General features: G+C 50.0%; 14 protein-coding genes and 1 other annotated feature. All 14 genes read right to left on the reverse strand.

Translation table 11 applies throughout. The features are described from left to right. Positions 1-149 precede the first annotated feature (149 nt). Positions 150-1,295: an FtsW/RodA/SpoVE family cell cycle protein gene (locus tag BBD42_RS30975; RefSeq protein ID WP_099521293.1), complete on the reverse strand. Its 1,146-nt coding sequence runs from the start codon at positions 1,293-1,295 to the stop codon at positions 150-152. A gap of 7 nt (positions 1,296-1,302) precedes the next feature. Next, a complete protein-coding gene (gene minD / locus BBD42_RS30980) occupies positions 1,303-2,094 on the reverse strand; it encodes a septum site-determining protein MinD (protein ID WP_046229380.1) in 792 nt (263 codons plus the stop codon). A 3-nt stretch (positions 2,095-2,097) separates the two neighbouring features. Then, positions 2,098-2,763, reverse strand: a complete 666-nt coding sequence (locus BBD42_RS30985) for a septum site-determining protein MinC (protein WP_481855997.1) — start codon at positions 2,761-2,763, stop codon at positions 2,098-2,100. A 62-nt stretch (positions 2,764-2,825) separates the two neighbouring features. Next, on the reverse strand, positions 2,826-3,359 hold the full coding sequence (gene mreD, locus BBD42_RS30990; RefSeq protein WP_237163294.1) for a rod shape-determining protein MreD: 534 nt from the start codon (positions 3,357-3,359) through the stop codon (positions 2,826-2,828). After that, positions 3,356-4,189, reverse strand: a complete 834-nt coding sequence (gene mreC / locus BBD42_RS30995; RefSeq protein ID WP_237163295.1) for a rod shape-determining protein MreC — start codon at positions 4,187-4,189, stop codon at positions 3,356-3,358. Before mreC ends, mreD begins: the two co-directional genes overlap by 4 nt. A gap of 99 nt (positions 4,190-4,288) precedes the next feature. Further along, the gene (locus tag BBD42_RS31000; protein WP_099521294.1) at positions 4,289-5,323 is read right to left on the reverse strand and encodes a rod shape-determining protein; all 1,035 of its coding nucleotides are present in this window, start codon (positions 5,321-5,323) and stop codon (positions 4,289-4,291) included. Between the two features lie 42 nt (positions 5,324-5,365). Continuing rightward, positions 5,366-6,055 carry a RadC family protein gene (gene radC, locus BBD42_RS31005; protein ID WP_099521295.1) on the reverse strand — a complete coding sequence of 230 codons (690 nt, stop codon included), beginning with the start codon at positions 6,053-6,055 and terminating at the stop codon, positions 5,366-5,368. Between the two features lie 40 nt (positions 6,056-6,095). Further along, positions 6,096-6,704, reverse strand: coding sequence for a Maf family protein (locus tag BBD42_RS31010; protein WP_099521296.1), 609 nt, complete (start codon positions 6,702-6,704; stop codon positions 6,096-6,098). Positions 6,705-6,729: 25 nt separating this feature from the next. Then, entirely contained in the window at positions 6,730-6,972 is a 243-nt protein-coding gene (locus BBD42_RS31015) for a DUF4321 domain-containing protein (protein ID WP_056039903.1), read from the reverse strand. Positions 6,973-7,035: 63 nt separating this feature from the next. After that, positions 7,036-8,508, reverse strand: a complete 1,473-nt coding sequence (locus BBD42_RS31020) for a hypothetical protein (RefSeq protein ID WP_099521297.1) — start codon at positions 8,506-8,508, stop codon at positions 7,036-7,038. 330 nt (positions 8,509-8,838) lie between these two features. Next, on the reverse strand, positions 8,839-10,239 hold the full coding sequence (gene murC, locus BBD42_RS31025; RefSeq protein ID WP_099521298.1) for a UDP-N-acetylmuramate--L-alanine ligase: 1,401 nt from the start codon (positions 10,237-10,239) through the stop codon (positions 8,839-8,841). A gap of 7 nt (positions 10,240-10,246) precedes the next feature. Next, positions 10,247-11,620, reverse strand: a complete 1,374-nt coding sequence (locus tag BBD42_RS31030) for a bifunctional folylpolyglutamate synthase/dihydrofolate synthase (protein WP_099521299.1) — start codon at positions 11,618-11,620, stop codon at positions 10,247-10,249. Positions 11,621-11,649: 29 nt separating this feature from the next. Then, the gene (locus BBD42_RS31035) at positions 11,650-14,310 is read right to left on the reverse strand and encodes a valine--tRNA ligase (RefSeq protein WP_099521300.1); all 2,661 of its coding nucleotides are present in this window, start codon (positions 14,308-14,310) and stop codon (positions 11,650-11,652) included. 76 nt (positions 14,311-14,386) lie between these two features. Beyond that, positions 14,387-14,619: a binding site (T-box leader), on the reverse strand. Positions 14,620-14,775: 156 nt separating this feature from the next. Next, on the reverse strand, positions 14,776-16,302 hold the full coding sequence (locus BBD42_RS31040) for a LysM peptidoglycan-binding domain-containing protein (protein WP_150131622.1): 1,527 nt from the start codon (positions 16,300-16,302) through the stop codon (positions 14,776-14,778). Between the last annotated feature and the right edge of the window lie 115 nt (positions 16,303-16,417).

Here is a 16,417-nt window from a genome sequence, read left to right on the forward strand (position 1 = left end):
CCCCTCTCGCTTGTCAGAGAGCTTGTTTCCTTCTACATCCTTATGAGGAAACACGGACAAGTATGCAAATCCAGCAGGCAAAAAGAAAAAGAACGCCGCCTTCTCTTCACAGAGAATGGCAGCGCCCTTCCAAGCAGCAGCTTATGTGGTTATTCAGCCAGCTCATATACTTCCTGATGGGCCTTTATACTGAATACGATACCAATACAAATCATATTCAGCAGCAGTGAGGTGCCGCCATAACTGATGAATGGCAGCGTGATGCCGGTAATCGGCATTAGTCCGATCATCATGCCGATATTTTGGAAAATCTGGAATACGAACATCGACGCGATGCCTATCGTCATATAGGAGGCCCGCAAATCATGACATTTGAAGGCGATTATTATAATTCGATAAATGAGCAGGAAATACAGCAGCAATAATACAGCTGCCCCCTGAAACCCAAACTCCTCGCCGATGACAGCAAAAATGGAATCCGAATACGGGTAAGGAATGAACTTTCCATTTTTCATCTCGCCCTGAAGATAGCCATCCCCCGTAAGCCCGCCGGAGCCTATTGCAATTTTAGCATTTTGGGATTGATAGCTTGCATCAGCAGATGCTTCCTCAGGATGCATAAACGTATTAATCCGATTGTACCAGTGCGTTAATTCTTTTTCTTTCAAATACGTATATATTTCTGTATTGAACATATTAAACAGCGTCATGAACAAGATTAAACCGCCGACAACGACAGCAAGCCCTACAAGAACATGCTTATATTTAACATTTCCAATCCACAGCATTCCGAGCACGATAACCAAATAAATAATCGCATTTCCTAAATCGGGCTGCATCATTACAAGTGCGAACGGCAATAAAGAAAAGGCCGCAATCGGTAATAAATCTTGAGAAAAGCCTAATCTATCGCCTTTTCTTCTTCCCATGATGTAGGCAATACCGATAATCAAAAAGATTTTCATGATCTCTGCCGGTTGAAAGGAAAAGCTGCCGAGCTTAAACCAGCCTTTCGCTCCATTGATGACAGAGCCGAAGAAATATACCATTATGAGCAATGTAACACCAAATCCGTACAATACATGCCAGGTTTTCAGTAAAATACGATAATCAAACAATGCGGCAAAAATAGCAATAAAAAAGCCTACTGCATAAAATATCATCATTTTATTTTCTGAACCAGCATAATTCGTATCATGAAAAGTTGCACTATGGATAACAAACAAACTAATAACCATCAGACAGACCAGGATTGCAATAATACCCCAGTCAATTTTTTTGAATTTATTTAGCACAAGGCAATCATCCTATTCCCAAAAACTTGCGGAACCGTTTGAAGGCGCCTGCCTTCTCGTCTAGCAGCATGAGTGGAACCATATCGCCCAAAATGCGGCGGGCAATGTTGCGGTAAGCAATCGCCGCGCGCGAGGAAGGGTCCATTACGGTTGGCTCCCCCGTATTTGCGGATTTGATAACCTTCTCATCGTCCGGCACGATACCGAGCAAATCAACGGCAAGCACCTGGCAAATTTCATCAATATCGAGCATTTCGCCGCTCTTCACCATGTTCTGGCGAATGCGGTTAATGATGATTTTGGCGGCGATGCCTTCTTTCTCAAGCAGGCCAATTACCCGGTCTGCATCGCGAACGGCAGCATTTTCTGGTGTTGTAATGACAATAGCGCGATCTGCACCAGCAATCGCATTACGGAAGCCCTGTTCAATTCCGGCGGGGCAGTCAATAATGACATAATCAAATTCCTTCTTTAGCTCCAGCACCATGTCTTTGACCTGTTCGGGCGATACATCATTTTTGTCCTTCGTTTGGGCAGCTGGCAGCATGTACAGCTCGTCAAAGCGCTTGTCCTTGATCAGCGCTTGATTCAAGCGGCAGCGGCCTTCTGCCACATCGATAAGATCATAAATAATGCGGTTTTCCAGTCCCATAACAACATCCAAATTACGCAGTCCGATGTCGGTGTCAACCATACATACCTTCTTGCCAAGCAGAGCCAGTGCCGTTCCCAGATTAGCGGACGTAGTCGTCTTGCCAACGCCGCCTTTTCCAGATGTGACAACAATCGCTTCTCCCATAAGTTACACCCCTCTTAACATAATCGGATTATTGCGTAAACGGTATAATTGCGAAATTTTATCCATTTGCATCGTTCCCTCATTCAAAAAAGCAAACTCCATCGCCGGATCGCCCGACATCCATTCCTCTGGCGGCCTGCTAATGATATCTGCTATGCGCAATTGCGTCGGCCGCATCAGCGATGCCGCAATAATAACATCCGTTCGTCCGTTCACACCCGCATGAGCAACGCCGCGCAGCGCGCCCATCACATAAATATCGCCGGTGCTTATAATCGTTCCTCCCGGGTTTACATCCCCCGTCAGCAGCAAATCGCCTTCACGCTCCATCGTTTGGCCCGATCGAATAATTCCGCTAATGAGCTGAATGCCCGGCGGCGGCGGCGGCTGGCTGCCTTCCGCGGACTCCGATTCCACCGATTGTACAATCAGATTGCCCTGCGCGCGAATGACCGATCGAATCCGTTCTTTATCCTCATCGCCGAGCTGCCTAGTTCCCAGCTTGACATGGACGTGTACGAGCGGGCCGGTGAGCAGCTGCTGATGGGTTTTCTCGAGCTTGTAGTGCAGCTCATCAAGCAATAAATCAAGCTCACAACTATCGTCGAGAAGGAACACGAGACCTTCCTTGACGCCTTTAATCATAATATGCTGCTTTTCGGCCACGATTGTCCCTCCCCAACGTATTGCATTCTTTTCGAAACAATCGAATTCCTGCTTTTTCCGCCAATTTATTCCTCATCCTGGTCCTGATTAAGCTTCGCATCCTGCTCATACAGCTTTCGAACAGGCACATAAATAATCAAGGCAAAGGCAAGCTGCAAAAATAAGCTAGGCAAAATATGATCCAGCAGCGCGTAAGCATACGACTCCTCCGTCAACCGGAAAAGCGAATAAATGAAATAAACGGCTGAATCGTATGCGATGCATGCAAAGCCAATGACGGACAGGCAAGTGAGCAGCGTGCTGCGGCGGCGATCGAACAGCAGTCCGGCAAAATAGCCGATCAGCCCCATCATAAACGTATGAACGCCGAGCAAATGACCGTAATAGACGATATCCTGAATAAGTCCGATACCTAAACCAAACAGCAATGCGCGATGGCGGCCGCTATACAGAGCAGCATATAAGATAAAGACAAAACTGAAATGCGGGATAATTTTACTCGAATAATCCGCCGGAATGATCCAAGGCATAATGCTGCCTTCTATAATAAAAAGCAGAAACAACAGCAGGATAAGCCGATTTGTGCTCATCATACTCATTTGCCCGCATCCTCCGATGCAGCGACCTCGACGACAAACACCTCTTTAAGCTGGTTCAAATTAGCTGCCATCTCAATAGAAGCCGTATACGTCAAGCCAAAGTTGCCTTCTTCCTTCGTCTCTACTGTTCCAATTACAAGACCACGCGGATAAACGCTGTCGCTCCCTGAAGTAACAACCAGGTCACCCACAATCATTTTGTCGTTCTCGGCGATTCTCGTCATAATCAGCCGCTGCGTCTCATCATCATAGCTGGTAACCATGCCGAAAGAGTCGCTTTTGCCGAGAATAGTCGCCGCAATCGCATTGGAAGTCGGCGACTTGTCATCCAGCTCCGTAATCGGCATGACGGTTGCCGTATTCGGCCTCACTTGGCTGATGATACCGATAATGCCGTCAATTGTCGTAACCGCCATATTCTGCTTAATGCCACTCAGCGAGCCCAGATTGATTTCCAGCGTCTTGCTATATGGATTATTATCAATGGCAATGACATGGGCAATCCGGTAGTTGTAATTGTTAATTTTTTTCTGCTGCTCGGTAAAATTCAGCTCTTTCTGCAAACGCTCATTTTCTTCCTGCAAAAAGTTATAGCCGATTTTGTCGCGTGCATAAGCCGCTGCTGTCAGTCTAAGGTACTCATTCTCCTCATAAATCGACCGGAGATTGCCAATATCCTCAAAGAAACCCGCTATTGAAGCAGCGGGCACATAAAACCATTGCTGAACGAATCCGACTGAATCTCCGATAAACTTCTCCGGCATACTCAGCTCCTTACGGTCACTTAGCGAGAAGCCGATGACCACAATGAACAGAATAAACCCGAACATAAGCATAAACATGCGCTTATTTCTAAACAGCTTAAACAGCTCGATCACCTGCCTGTTCTAATCACATTTTCATTTTTGCCTAATGGACGGAAAGCTCTCCTAGCGTCTCGAACGACCGCCTGAGCCGCCTCTGCTCTTGAACAAATGAATATGGTCAAGCGAACGGCCGGTACCTATAGCTACACAGTCAAGCGGGTTGTCCGCAACAATGACCGGCATGCCTGTCTCGCGCTGCAGCAGCTTGTCCAGATTGCGAAGCAGCGCTCCGCCGCCCGTTAGTACAATGCCGCGATCCATAATATCCGCAGATAACTCTGGCGGGCATTTTTCAAGTGTAATTTTAACAGCATCCACGATAGCTGTCACTGTATCCGCAAGCGCTTCGCTTACTTCATCCGATGTTATCGCAAGCGTCTTAGGCAGGCCGGATACGAGATCACGGCCTCTAATTTCCACCGATTCCGGCGGATCAAGCGGCAGTGCTGTACCCAGATCCATCTTAAGCTGCTCCGCGGTACGCTCCCCAATCATCAAATTGTAAAAGCGTTTAATGTATTGGATAATCGACTCATCCATTTCATCCCCAGCAACGCGAATCGAACGGCTTGTTACAATGCCGCCAAGCGAGATTACTGCCACCTCTGTCGTTCCGCCGCCAATATCAACGACCATGCTGCCCGTCGGTTCCCAAACTGGCAAATCAGCGCCAATCGCTGCAGCGAACGGCTCTTCAATCGTATAGGCTTCGCGGGCTCCTGCTTGCTTCGCAGCATCTTCAACAGCACGCTTCTCAACTGCAGTAATGCCAGACGGCACGCAAATCATGACGTTCGGGTGGCGCGGAAACAACGATTTCTGCTTTTGCGCTGAACGGATAAAATATTTGATCATCGTTGCTGTCGTTTCGAAGTCGGCAATTACGCCATCCTTCATTGGACGTACGGCGCGAATATTGCCCGGCGTTCTGCCGATCATTTTTTTCGCTTGCTCGCCAACTGCTTCTATCGTTTTCGTATCGGTACGCAGGGCTACCACAGACGGCTCCCTCACGACAATTCCTTTTCCTTTTACGTATACAAGAGTATTAGCTGTTCCCAAGTCAATGCCAAGATCTTTCGATAAACCACCAAACATGTTAGTGCTCCCTTCTGAAATGCCACAATCCTTCTTATTATATTACATGTAGCCTTGTTCCTTCAAACTAATAAACCTTCCATCACCAATAACCAAATGATCCAGCACTTCAATGCCTACCAGCTCGCCAGCAGAGACGAGCCTCTTCGTCAGCGCAATGTCTTCAGCACTGGGCGTAGGATCGCCGCTCGGATGATTATGCACGCAAATGAGCGAGGCGCTGCTGCATTTAATAGCCGCACGAAATACTTCTCGCGGATGAACGAGCGACGCATTCAGCGTGCCCATCGATAGCGTCTCTTGGGCGATAATGTGATTTTTCGTATTTAAAAAAAGACAGACGAAATGCTCCTTTTTCAAATGACGAAGCTCATCCATGACATAATTCGCCGCATCCTCTGGCCTCTGCACCGTAACAACGTCGCCATTGCCTGTACGAGACACTCTGCGTCCGAGCTCAAGTCCTGCACGCAATTGAATCGCTTTCGCCGGGCCAATGCCGCGAATCGCTGTCAGCTCTTCCAGGCTCATATCCATCAAGTTGCGCAAATTGCCACATTCCTTCATGATATTACCCGCAAGATGGACAACTGATTCCTTTTTCGTACCCGTTCGCAAAAGAATAGCCAATAATTCCGTGTGACTGAGCGCTTCGGCCCCATATTTAATTAATCGCTCTCTTGGACGTTCTTCCTGTGGGACATCACGAATGAATTGGCGCTGCGACTCCATGCCCATCCCTGCTTTCGTAAGTTAGCTTGAAGTACGTGGATCAAAATACATGTATGCGATACGCCGCCAGCATGTCTGACAGCAGTGACAACGGCAACCCGACTACATTGAAATAACAGCCCTCGATCCGCTCAACAAGCGTAGCCCCATAACCTTGAATGCCATAAGACCCGGCTTTGTCATGCGGCTCTCCAGTAGCTATATACCGATTAATCTGGTCTTCCTTAAGCGGCCTCATATGCACCTTCGTCATGCGATGAGCCGAGGATTGTTCACCATTATGCGTTAAAACACAAGCTACACCTGTATATACTTCATGAGCTCTGCCTTGTAGGCTGCTCAACATCGCAAAAGCATCTGCCTCATCTGCTGGCTTGCCCAGCACATGGCCATCCACAACGACAATCGTGTCCGCGCCAACGACGATAGAGGGTTCCGTATTTCCCTGCTTCCGCAAAAGCTCAGCCGTTGCCCGCGCCTTGCGCAAGGAAAGCTGTTCTACAATTTGCTCGGGGCTCCAATCGGAGGGCACGCTTTCGTCCGCTTCCGAGGACAAAATATAAACCGGCAAGGAAAGGTCAAGAGAGGCGACCAGTTCCTTCCGGCGCGGAGACGACGATGCCAGCACGAACTGGCTGATCGGATTCATAGGTATAGCGCTCCTTCGTTTAAACTTACAGTTTGCGATAAAGCCATATAGCCACTATAACACCAATAATACTGAATAAGCTAATTTGGAAGTTAATCGTCATTGTAAAGCTCAGTACATACAAATCAACGGCAGGAGACCACGAAGCCTCAATCGCTTTGGTCAAGAAAGTTATTCCCGGTATCGACTCCAGCCAGCGTGCCACCAAGGCCCCCGCAAGCAGACCGAGCACTAGGAAAAGCAATAACATCCAGCCGTTTTTCTTCATTGTTCAACGCCTCTCGCCAAGTAATGACAACTGCTCTCTATTATACCTTAGTATGATTTCCGTTTACAATGCGCGTATAGTCTCAAACCACGATTTTTGTGTCAGGATCGCTTCCATTAGAGCTCGCTGCACCGACCACAAGTGCGCCTGGGAAGGATTTTTATCATATTCCGTAAGCGACGAAGCCGCCGTATTTACCGCTTGAACAACCGCACCCATCGACGCTTTACCCGCCTCGCCTTGAAGGCCAGACTCCATCGCCTTTATGCTGAGCGTCCATTTTTGATGCTCCGTCCGCCAAGCCTTCGCCGCATTTTCGCCAAGCGGCGCAAGAACCGGCTGCTCCAGTTGGGCCAGCGCCAAATCGTCCAGCATGCTTATCAAGGCATTCGTCTGCTCAAAAAAACTGCTTGCAGCTGCCGCCTTCCCCGTAAAAGGAAACTGCTCTGGTGCCTGAACAATAAGCTCTTTCACATATACCTCGGTACCAGGCAGCATTTTGCTCAGCGCAATTGCCCTGCTGCGATCGCCCGCCATCCCCGCATATACCCGAAAGTCGTCTGCTGTTGCCGCAGCAGCAGACGCAAGTCCCCTGCTAGCCAGCTCCTCCATTGCAGCATCTCTGCCCTCTGAGTTGCTAAATACGCCATATTGCAGCAAATGGTAGGCCTGTGGCTGAATGGCCAGTTCCACCGTTTCAAGCGGCGCAGCCGAGCTTCCGCTGTTTCCCGCACCTGTTCCCGTACCCAAGCCATTTTCCGCATTTTGCGATGCTGGATTCCCGCTGACCGCGCTCGACTGCCCGCTCCCTGGATTAGAAGAGCTAAGCGAGGAGGAATCCAAAAATAAAGACAACAGCAAATAACCGAATAAGGCTCCCGTTGCCAGCGCCCCTGCTACCGATAAAAAAACATTGATCCAAGATGGCGAATGTCCAAGCCTGCGTATCGAGCGAACCGGACGGTTGCCTAGATCAAGCTCAGGCGAATGCCGCTGGCCGTCATCAGCCCATCCATAGCGGATATTTTCTGGCCCATGCTCCATTGCTTCGCTTTTGCGTTTAGAGCCGCTGTAAGAAGGAGCCTGCTGTTGAAGGTCATTAAACAGCGGGAAAGCTTCCTTCTCCTCCCCCCTTTGCTGCTCTTCAGAAACGAACGCAGGCGGCTCATTGTCTGCGACATGCCTGGATGTTTTCGACGCTATGGACGAATCGGCAGGAGAATGGGTACGATTAACTGCCGCTGTATTAGATTCGTCAGGCAAGTGATGGTCCGACTCGCGAATCAACTGCTCCAGCTGATCCATCTCCTCATCGACCTGGGTGCTCCATGGACTGAACTGCTCATCTGAATAAGAGGCTGTATTTTTATATAAGGGGATGACTCTCGCAAAATCTCCCTGCTTCGAAGCACTAGGCTGCGCAGCAGCAGCTGGAACTTCCGCAGCTGGCTCCGCTGCGGCCATCTGCTTGTTTTCGGAGCGCGAAGCTTGTCCGGCTTGGTCGAAACGGTACGTAATGCGGTTTTTTGAGTTCATGTCACTCTCTCCTTGTCTCATTCTTCTATTCCTACTCTATGAGACCATTAAGAGATTTATGATTATGAACAAACGGATACGTAAATAACATTCGCAGCTTACCTCAAGTTTCGTACAGTCCACAACCTTTTTTGCTATAAAAATCTAAGGGAATTGTATCCAGCCCATCAATGCTGCGCTAGCTCATTGGAAAACTTTATTTAAATGGCGTCAAAGACATTGCCATCGTCTGGGCGCAGCTCCTTCTTATTACGCAACAAAAAACGCTGGAAAACGATTTTCACGTTTTCCAGCGTTTAATGGAGCTGCCTCATGCAGTGGATACCTGCTTTATTTACGTCCTGCCTTTAACCATTTAGCTAAAGCATCCGCTGTTTTCCAAATATCGCCGGCTCCCATCGTGATGACAAGATCGCCAGCCGAAGCAGCTGTCTTCAAATACTCCAGCACTTCTTCCTTTGTTGCAATAAAAGTCGTATTCGCATTGCTGTTCGTCTTAATCAGCTCAACCAGCTTCTGCGAGTTGACGCCTTCAATTTGCTGCTCGCCAGCTGGCGAATAAATATCGGTAATGATGACCTCGTCCGCTTCCGGAAACGCCCGGCTGAACTGGTCGAGAAGGAAATAGGTACGCGTGTAGCGCTGCGGCTGGAACACAGCTACAATCCGTTTGCCCGTCGCTTTGGCAGCACTGATCGTCGCGCTGATCTCGGTAGGATGATGGGCGTAGTCGTCAATAACGAGAATATCCTCTACTTCGCCGAGCACTTGGAATCGACGCTTGGCCCCAATGAATTCACGAATAGCGCCCGCAATTTGTGCAAATGGCAGCCCTGCTTCCAGACAGGTAATAATAGTAGCCATCGCATTATATACATTATGTTTACCTGGTACAGACAGTTCAACCTCGCCCAAGAGCTTTCCTAGATGGGTCAATTGGAACGATACTTTGCGGTCACCCAGTACGACTTGCTCCGCTTTGTATTGGGCCTCGCCATCAATGCCGTAAGTAACGAGCTGAGATGGATCGAGCGATTGGCTTGCATACAGCTTGCTGATGATCTCGTCAATATTGTCATCGTCAGCACATACGATAGCTTTGCCATCTTGCTTTACCTGCGACAGAAATTGAACGTAGGCATCTTTCAGCTTGCCAAAATCACCGTCATAATTTTCCAGATGATCCGGCTCAATATTGGTTACAATCGCAATCGACGGATGGTAATGCAGGAAAGAGCCATCGCTCTCATCTGCCTCCGCTACTACGTATTCGCCGCTTCCGGCTTTAGCATTCGTACCCACGTTTACGATCTCGCCGCCAATAATGTAGGTTGGATCCGTTCCGCAGTTTTCCATCACAAGGGCAATCATCGACGAGGTTGTCGTTTTGCCATGAGCGCCTGCAACGGCGACGCCCTTGCCTTCATTCATTAGCTGGGCAAGCATTTGGGAGCGATGCAGCACCGGAATATTTAGCGCCTCCGCCGCGCGCCGCTCCACATTGTCTTTGGTCAGTGCTGTGGAGTAAACAACAAGCTCCGCACCTTTAATATTTTCCGGTTCATGACCGATATAAATTTTTGCGCCTTTCGCCACCAGCTTCTCTGTGAGTTCCTGACGAGCGACATCAGAACCAGTTACCGTATAGCCCTTCTCCAGCATGACGCGGGCGATAGCACTCATCCCGTAACCGCCTATTCCGATGAAATGAACATGTTTTGCTGTATTCAAAGACGGTTCACCAACCTTTTTCAGAATCCGAGTTGTACAATAAGCGGGCGCGAACGTCCGCTATTAAATAAAGCGTTCCGGTCACAACCCCAAGGTCTGTTTCCCCGGTCAAATGCTGCAGCTGCTGAAGCGCCGCTTTCCAGTCAGGCTCTACAACCAGCTCAAAAGCCTCTTTTCCCTGCACAGAACGTATTAGATCAGCCAGCGCCTGCGCATCTTTTTTGTTGCGAAAATCAGGCTCGGTCACAATTAGCGTATCTACTATTGGCAGTATATGCTTCATAACCTCACGATGATTCTTATTATCCAGCATACCCATCATTAGGATTAAACGATCATAGCGATAGGTTGTTTTTAGTGCAGCAGCAAGCGTCTCCGCTCCTTCAGGATTATGCGCTCCATCAATGAGAATACGCGGGGAATGCGACACCATTTCCAGACGTCCAGGCCATGCCGCAAGGCGCAGCCCCTCCTCCAGCGCATCATCCTCCACGATAAGAGCCGCATATTGGCGAAGCACCTCAAGCGCCATCACTGCAACCGCTGCATTCGTGCGCTGATGGGCGCCGTTTAGCGTAATCGTGAGCGGATGGATAGGGCGGAAAAGCCCATCGAAACGGAACGTTTGCTCATCCTCGCGAACCGAAAGCGCCGTCTCGCTGAACTGCTCGCCTAGCAAATACAGCGAGCTTTTGCTGTCCATCGCCTTTTGCCGAATAACTTCGATCACTTCTGGCTGCGTAACCGCACTCACGACAGGAACGCCAGGCTTAATAATGCCTGCCTTCTCCGCCGCTACCTTCTCCAGCGTATCGCCAAGGCGATCCATATGGTCATGCCCGACATTGGTAATGATGGAGAGAACAGGCGTCACAATATTTGTAACGTCCATTCGTCCGCCAAGCCCCGTTTCCCATACGACATAATCGGGATACGTTACCTTCGCGAAATACAAGATGGCCAGCGCCGTAGACACCTCGAACATCGTCGGAGAGCCCTGCTCGGTTGCCGCAATTTCCTCAACGACAGGCTTTAGCACATTCGACAGTTCAAGCAGTGTCTGCTCCTCGATATCAGCGTTATTATATTGAAAACGATTCGTAAACTTCGTAATGTATGGCGATGTAAACGTACCTACATCATAACCGCATTTAATAAGCGTGCTTGTCAAAAAAGCACAGGTAGAGCCTTTGCCGTTCGTTCCAGCCACATGGATAAATTTCAGTCTGCGATGTGGATTACCGAGCCGCTCCATTAAGAGCAGGACTCGTTCAAGACCAGGCCTTATCCCGAAAGGAATAAGACCATTTATCCAATCTACTGCTTCCTGGTACGACTGCAGCCCGCCGCTTTCCGGCTGGCCCAAGAGCTGATTCGTCATCGTAGAAACGCCTTCTTTCTTCCCGGTGTCTATCCGCGTAAATCCGCGATTCTAGCTTGAACCTTATCGCGTTTGTCCGCATAATCCTTCATTTTGGAGCGTTCCTCTTCGATGACCTTCGCAGGCGCCTTCGCTACAAAGCCCTCATTGCCGAGCTTCTTCTCAATGCGGGTTACTTCGCCATTCAGCGTCGCAAGCTCTTTTTCAAGGCGGGCAATTTCCTGCGAAATATCAATCAGCCCTGCTAACGGGAAGTACAGCTCCGCGCCCGTAACAATACTGCTCATCGCCTTATCCGGAGCTGCTAGCGCAAGACCTGCCTCCAGCTTCGAGGTTCCGCAGAACCGGCGGACAAATTCATCATTGCGGGCCAAAATGATCGCCTCGGCTTCGCTCGTCGGCTTAATCATCAGTTCGATTTTTTTGCTCATCGGCACGTTTACTTCCGCGCGAACGTTACGCACCGAACGGATAATATCCATCAGCAGCTCCATTTCCTTCACCGCTTCAGGCGCTTCCAGCGCAGCATCGTATTCCGGCCATGCTGCAAGTGTAATCGTCTCGCCTTCATGCGGCAGATGCTGCCAAATTTCCTCACTGATGTATGGCATAAACGGATGAATAAGGCGCTGCGTGCGATCAAGCACATAAGCAAGTACCGATTTAGTCGCTTGTTTTGCTTCTTCATCGCTGCCATAAAGGTTAAGCTTCGCAAACTCGATGTACCAGTCACATAGGTCATCCCAAATGAAGTTGTACAACTGGCGGCCCGTTTCTCCGAACTCGTAGTTGTCCATCAAGCGGGTTACTTCGCGAACGGTTTCGTTCAGACGGTGCAAAATCCAGCGATCCGCCGTACCCAGCTTGCCGGTAATATTAATGTCGCTTGCGGTGAAACCTTCCAAATTCATCAGCGCAAAGCGCGAAGCATTCCAAATTTTATTGGCAAAGTTGCGCGACTGCTCCACCTTTTCAAAGCGGAAGCGCAAATCCTGCCCCGGCGTGCTGCCTGTCGATAGCATATAACGCATCGCATCTGCGCCGTACTGTTCAATGACTTCGAGCGGATCAACGCCGTTGCCAAGCGACTTGGACATTTTATTGCCGTTTGCATCGCGTACGAGACCGTGAATCAGCACGTCCTTAAACGGCTTTTGCTCTGTGAACTCCAGTGCAGTAAATATCATGCGAGATACCCAGAAAAAGATAATGTCATAGCCCGTCACCAAAACATTCGTCGGATAGAAGCGTTTTAAGTCCTCGGTCTGCTCTGGCCAGCCAAGCGTCGAGAATGGCCATAGACCCGAGCTGAACCATGTATCCAGAACATCCTCGTCCTGGCGCAGCTCCGTGCTGCCACAAGAAGAACAGCTCGTTACATCTTCGTTTGCAACATGCATTTCGCCGCAGGCGTCGCAATACCAAGCAGGGATACGGTGTCCCCACCACAGCTGGCGGGAAATACACCAGTCATGTACATTTTCAATCCATTGCAAATAAATTTTCTCAAAACGGTCTGGAACGAAGTTTACGCCTTCGCCGGATTTTTGCGCATTAATCGCCTGCTCCGCGAGCGGCTTCATTTCAACGAACCATTGCGTGGACAAATACGGCTCAACAACCGCACCGCTGCGCTCGCTGTGGCCAACCTGATGCACGTGATCCTCGATTTGAACGCACACGCCCTGCTCCTGCAAATCCTTCACGAGCTGCTTGCGGCAGTCGAAACGGTCAAGTCCCGCATAAGGGCCAGCTTCCGCATTCATCTTGCCGGACTCGTCCATAACGATAATTTGCGGCAAATCATGGCGAAGGCCTACCTCGAAGTCATTCGGATCATGGGCAGGCGTAATTTTTACAGCGCCGGAGCCAAATTCCTTGTCAACGTATTCGTCGCCAATAATCGGAATCTCGCGTCCAATGACCGGCAATACAATCATTTGACCAATGAGGTGCTGGTAACGCTCATCTTCAGGATGAACAGCAACCGCGCTATCGCCCAGCATCGTTTCCGGACGCGTTGTCGCAACCGTAATATGCCCTGAGCCGTCCTTCAATGGATATTGCAAATGGTACAAATGGCCGTTCAGCTCTTTATGCTCAACCTCAATATCGGACAAAGCCGTTCTAGCAGCCGGATCCCAGTTGATGATTTTTTTGCCGCGGTAAATGAGGCCCTTCTTGTAAAGCTGTACAAACACCTCGCGCACAGCCTTCGACAGCCCCTCGTCAAGCGTGAAGCGTTCGCGCGAATAATCCAGAGACAGCCCCATTTTTGCCCATTGGCCGCGAATTGTTCCCGCATATTGCTCCTTCCAATCCCAGACCTGCTCCAAAAAAGCCTCGCGTCCCAGATCGTAGCGGGATTGTCCTTGCTCGCGAAGCTTCTGCTCCACTTTCGTCTGTGTGGCAATGCCTGCGTGGTCCGTTCCCGGCAGCCACAAAGCATCAAAGCCCTGCATCCGTTTAAAGCGAATGAGAATATCCTGCAAAGTGAAATCGAGCGCATGCCCGATGTGCAAAATTCCCGTTACGTTCGGCGGGGGAATAACGATCGTATAGGTCTCGGCTTCCGGGCGCTTGCCCGCTTCGAAAAATTTTCCATCCATCCAGAAGTCATACCACTTCAGTTCAGCGGCTTTCGGGTCGTAGGTCGTCGGCATCGCCGGCGTCGTTTGATTTTCAGACATAAGCTCCATCCTCCACATATCGCATAATGGCATCATTACTTTAATTTTGAATACAAAAAAACCTTCCGCCCTTATAGCAAAGGACGAAAGGTTAGCTTCCGTGGTACCACCTTTGTTCCGCGCGTCTTGCAGCTGCACGGCACTCAAACAGATAACGGCTGTGGCCGGCTTGAATTAACGAATAACTATCCGCTTGATTCAAGCAACTCCAGGGCGACTTGTACGAGTAAAATCCTGCGGAACTCTCAGCACTAACGGCTCCGCTCTCTGAAGGCTTGGCTGCGTACTCTTCCCCTTCAACGTCGTTCGTTGACTTTAAGACATATTTATTTAATAATACCCTCTTTGTGAAAAAAAGTCAAACAACAAGACACATTCAAGCTCTTTTATACTTGCTGGGCAAATAAAAAAGAGCTTTGACTGTTATTTCACAGGTCAAAGCTCCTTTTATTTAACAGCCTGCTGCTACGGAATATAAAGCAGCTGCCCTTCCGCTACCGCCGACTCATTCAAGCCGTTGTACAGCAAAATCTCACGCGGGTTCAAGCTGTAGCGCACTGCAATGGAATCAAGGGTCTCGTCGCGCTGCACGATGCATACCCGGATTTTACGGAATTCATGCTCATCGGATTGCTTCAAAAATAAATTGCGCCACTCGATTTCATCGCCTGCCGGCTGCTGAGCCTTCGTCTGCTCAAGCGCATAATCCGCCGCCTCCTGCTCAGCCTGCCGCGCCAATTGCTCGCGCTTGCTCGTTTGCAGCAGCGTCACAAGCCCGACGCCTGTTGCAGGAGCTCCAGTTGCTTCCGGCGCCTTGCTGCCAAAGGCAATGCGCATCTCCTGCTTCTCCGGCTCCGCTTGCTGCTCCGCACCAGCTTCCTCCGCCTCCTGCCATTCGCTCAAACGCTCCAGCTCGCTATCCTGCCACGGGGATGTATCGTAGCTGCTCTGCTCTGCTCCCGCCGGAATGTACGTTTCCTCTGCCTGCTGCGGTTGCCCCCCTGGGCTCCAGCCAAAGTCCTCCGCCTGTTGATAGGCAGAAGCTCCCTGCTGCCTTTCCTGCGCAATGCCATGACCAAGCCCAGTTACGGCTGGCTGCTGTGCAAAAGCAGGCGGTGGATTGAAATTAGCGTTAAAGTTCGGCTGTGCCCCGGAATGATTCTGCCCTTGAAACCACTCTGCTGCTGACCAGCCTGCATCACGCGGCGAAGGCGAGATCGTAACGCCAGCCCCCGGCCCTTCTGCTTCCTCGCTTTCATCAGCCACTTCATACGCCCGCTCATTATATGCATTATTAGCATTGTAAGCCTCAATCTCGGATTCAGACTCAGCGAACTGTTGAGCCCCAATAAACTCTTGAGCCTCATTGTACTCTTGTGCCACATTATACCCTTGATTCTGTCCCTGCTCTTCCCTGAAAGGCACCTGCCCTTCCTGTCCAGCAAAATAGGGTTCAGCTTGCAGCCCATAAGCGGTCTGGCCAGCCACCTCTGCCTCGTCAGCGGCAAATGGTTCGCCCCCGCTACGCTGAAGCTCCTCTTCGTACGAAGCCTGGCTCGTATCTACGCGATCATGGACGACGGTGAATGGCTCCTCGCGCCACGCTTCCTCCAGTTCCTGCTGCGGCTCCACAAGAATGCCGCGCAGCGACAGCACACCGGTAATGTTAAGCGTTCGCGAGGAGAGCAAATCTACGTCAAAATTATCAATTTCCACCGTCACATCGTCCAGCCGTGAAATCCGGTTCAGCGGCATCGTAATTTCGACGGGAATGAAATGCTCCAATGCCTGAAGCGGAGCGGCTTCGTTCGTACTGCGATATACCCCGCTCAGCAGCAGCTGGCCTTTCAAAACTGCATGATCCCCCTGCTCAACAACCTGAATGCGAGGCACAAGCTCAATTTCTTCCAGTTCATCGATATCGGCAACTTCATCCGACAGATGCACGCGTTCATACACGTCAAAGCGCAAGCCTTTCGTTTGATCCGTCACGCTCAAGTCCTCCCTCCCTATACTGACCCATTTCGCCGCAGTCCCTTAGACAATGCTTGGGCTAAAAATGCTACTCTCACTAATTATCTATATGGGCATAGGGGGGAGAGCATGA

It is taken from the genome of Paenibacillus sp. BIHB 4019, from assembly GCF_002741035.1.
Classification (GTDB): Bacteria; Bacillota; Bacilli; order Paenibacillales; family Paenibacillaceae; genus Pristimantibacillus.

What these genes read in the sequence shown, in the direction of transcription:
- mreC (WP_237163295.1), bottom strand. Translation starts at nt 4,189, where the DNA reads ATGTTCGGGTTTATTCTGTTCATTGTGGTCATCGGCTTCTCGCTAAGT.
- BBD42_RS31010 (WP_099521296.1), bottom strand. Translation starts at nt 6,704, where the DNA reads ATGAATCCGATCAGCCAGTTCGTGCTGGCATCGTCGTCTCCGCGCCGG.
- BBD42_RS31000 (WP_099521294.1), bottom strand. Translation starts at nt 5,323, where the DNA reads ATGTTTGGTGGTTTATCGAAAGATCTTGGCATTGACTTGGGAACAGCT.
- BBD42_RS31015 (WP_056039903.1), bottom strand. Translation starts at nt 6,972, where the DNA reads ATGAAGAAAAACGGCTGGATGTTATTGCTTTTCCTAGTGCTCGGTCTG.
- mreD (WP_237163294.1), bottom strand. Translation starts at nt 3,359, where the DNA reads ATGAGTATGATGAGCACAAATCGGCTTATCCTGCTGTTGTTTCTGCTT.
- BBD42_RS31030 (WP_099521299.1), bottom strand. Translation starts at nt 11,620, where the DNA reads ATGACGAATCAGCTCTTGGGCCAGCCGGAAAGCGGCGGGCTGCAGTCG.
- radC (WP_099521295.1), bottom strand. Translation starts at nt 6,055, where the DNA reads ATGGAGTCGCAGCGCCAATTCATTCGTGATGTCCCACAGGAAGAACGT.
- BBD42_RS31020 (WP_099521297.1), bottom strand. Translation starts at nt 8,508, where the DNA reads ATGAACTCAAAAAACCGCATTACGTACCGTTTCGACCAAGCCGGACAA.
- BBD42_RS31035 (WP_099521300.1), bottom strand. Translation starts at nt 14,310, where the DNA reads ATGTCTGAAAATCAAACGACGCCGGCGATGCCGACGACCTACGACCCG.
- minD (WP_046229380.1), bottom strand. Translation starts at nt 2,094, where the DNA reads ATGGGAGAAGCGATTGTTGTCACATCTGGAAAAGGCGGCGTTGGCAAG.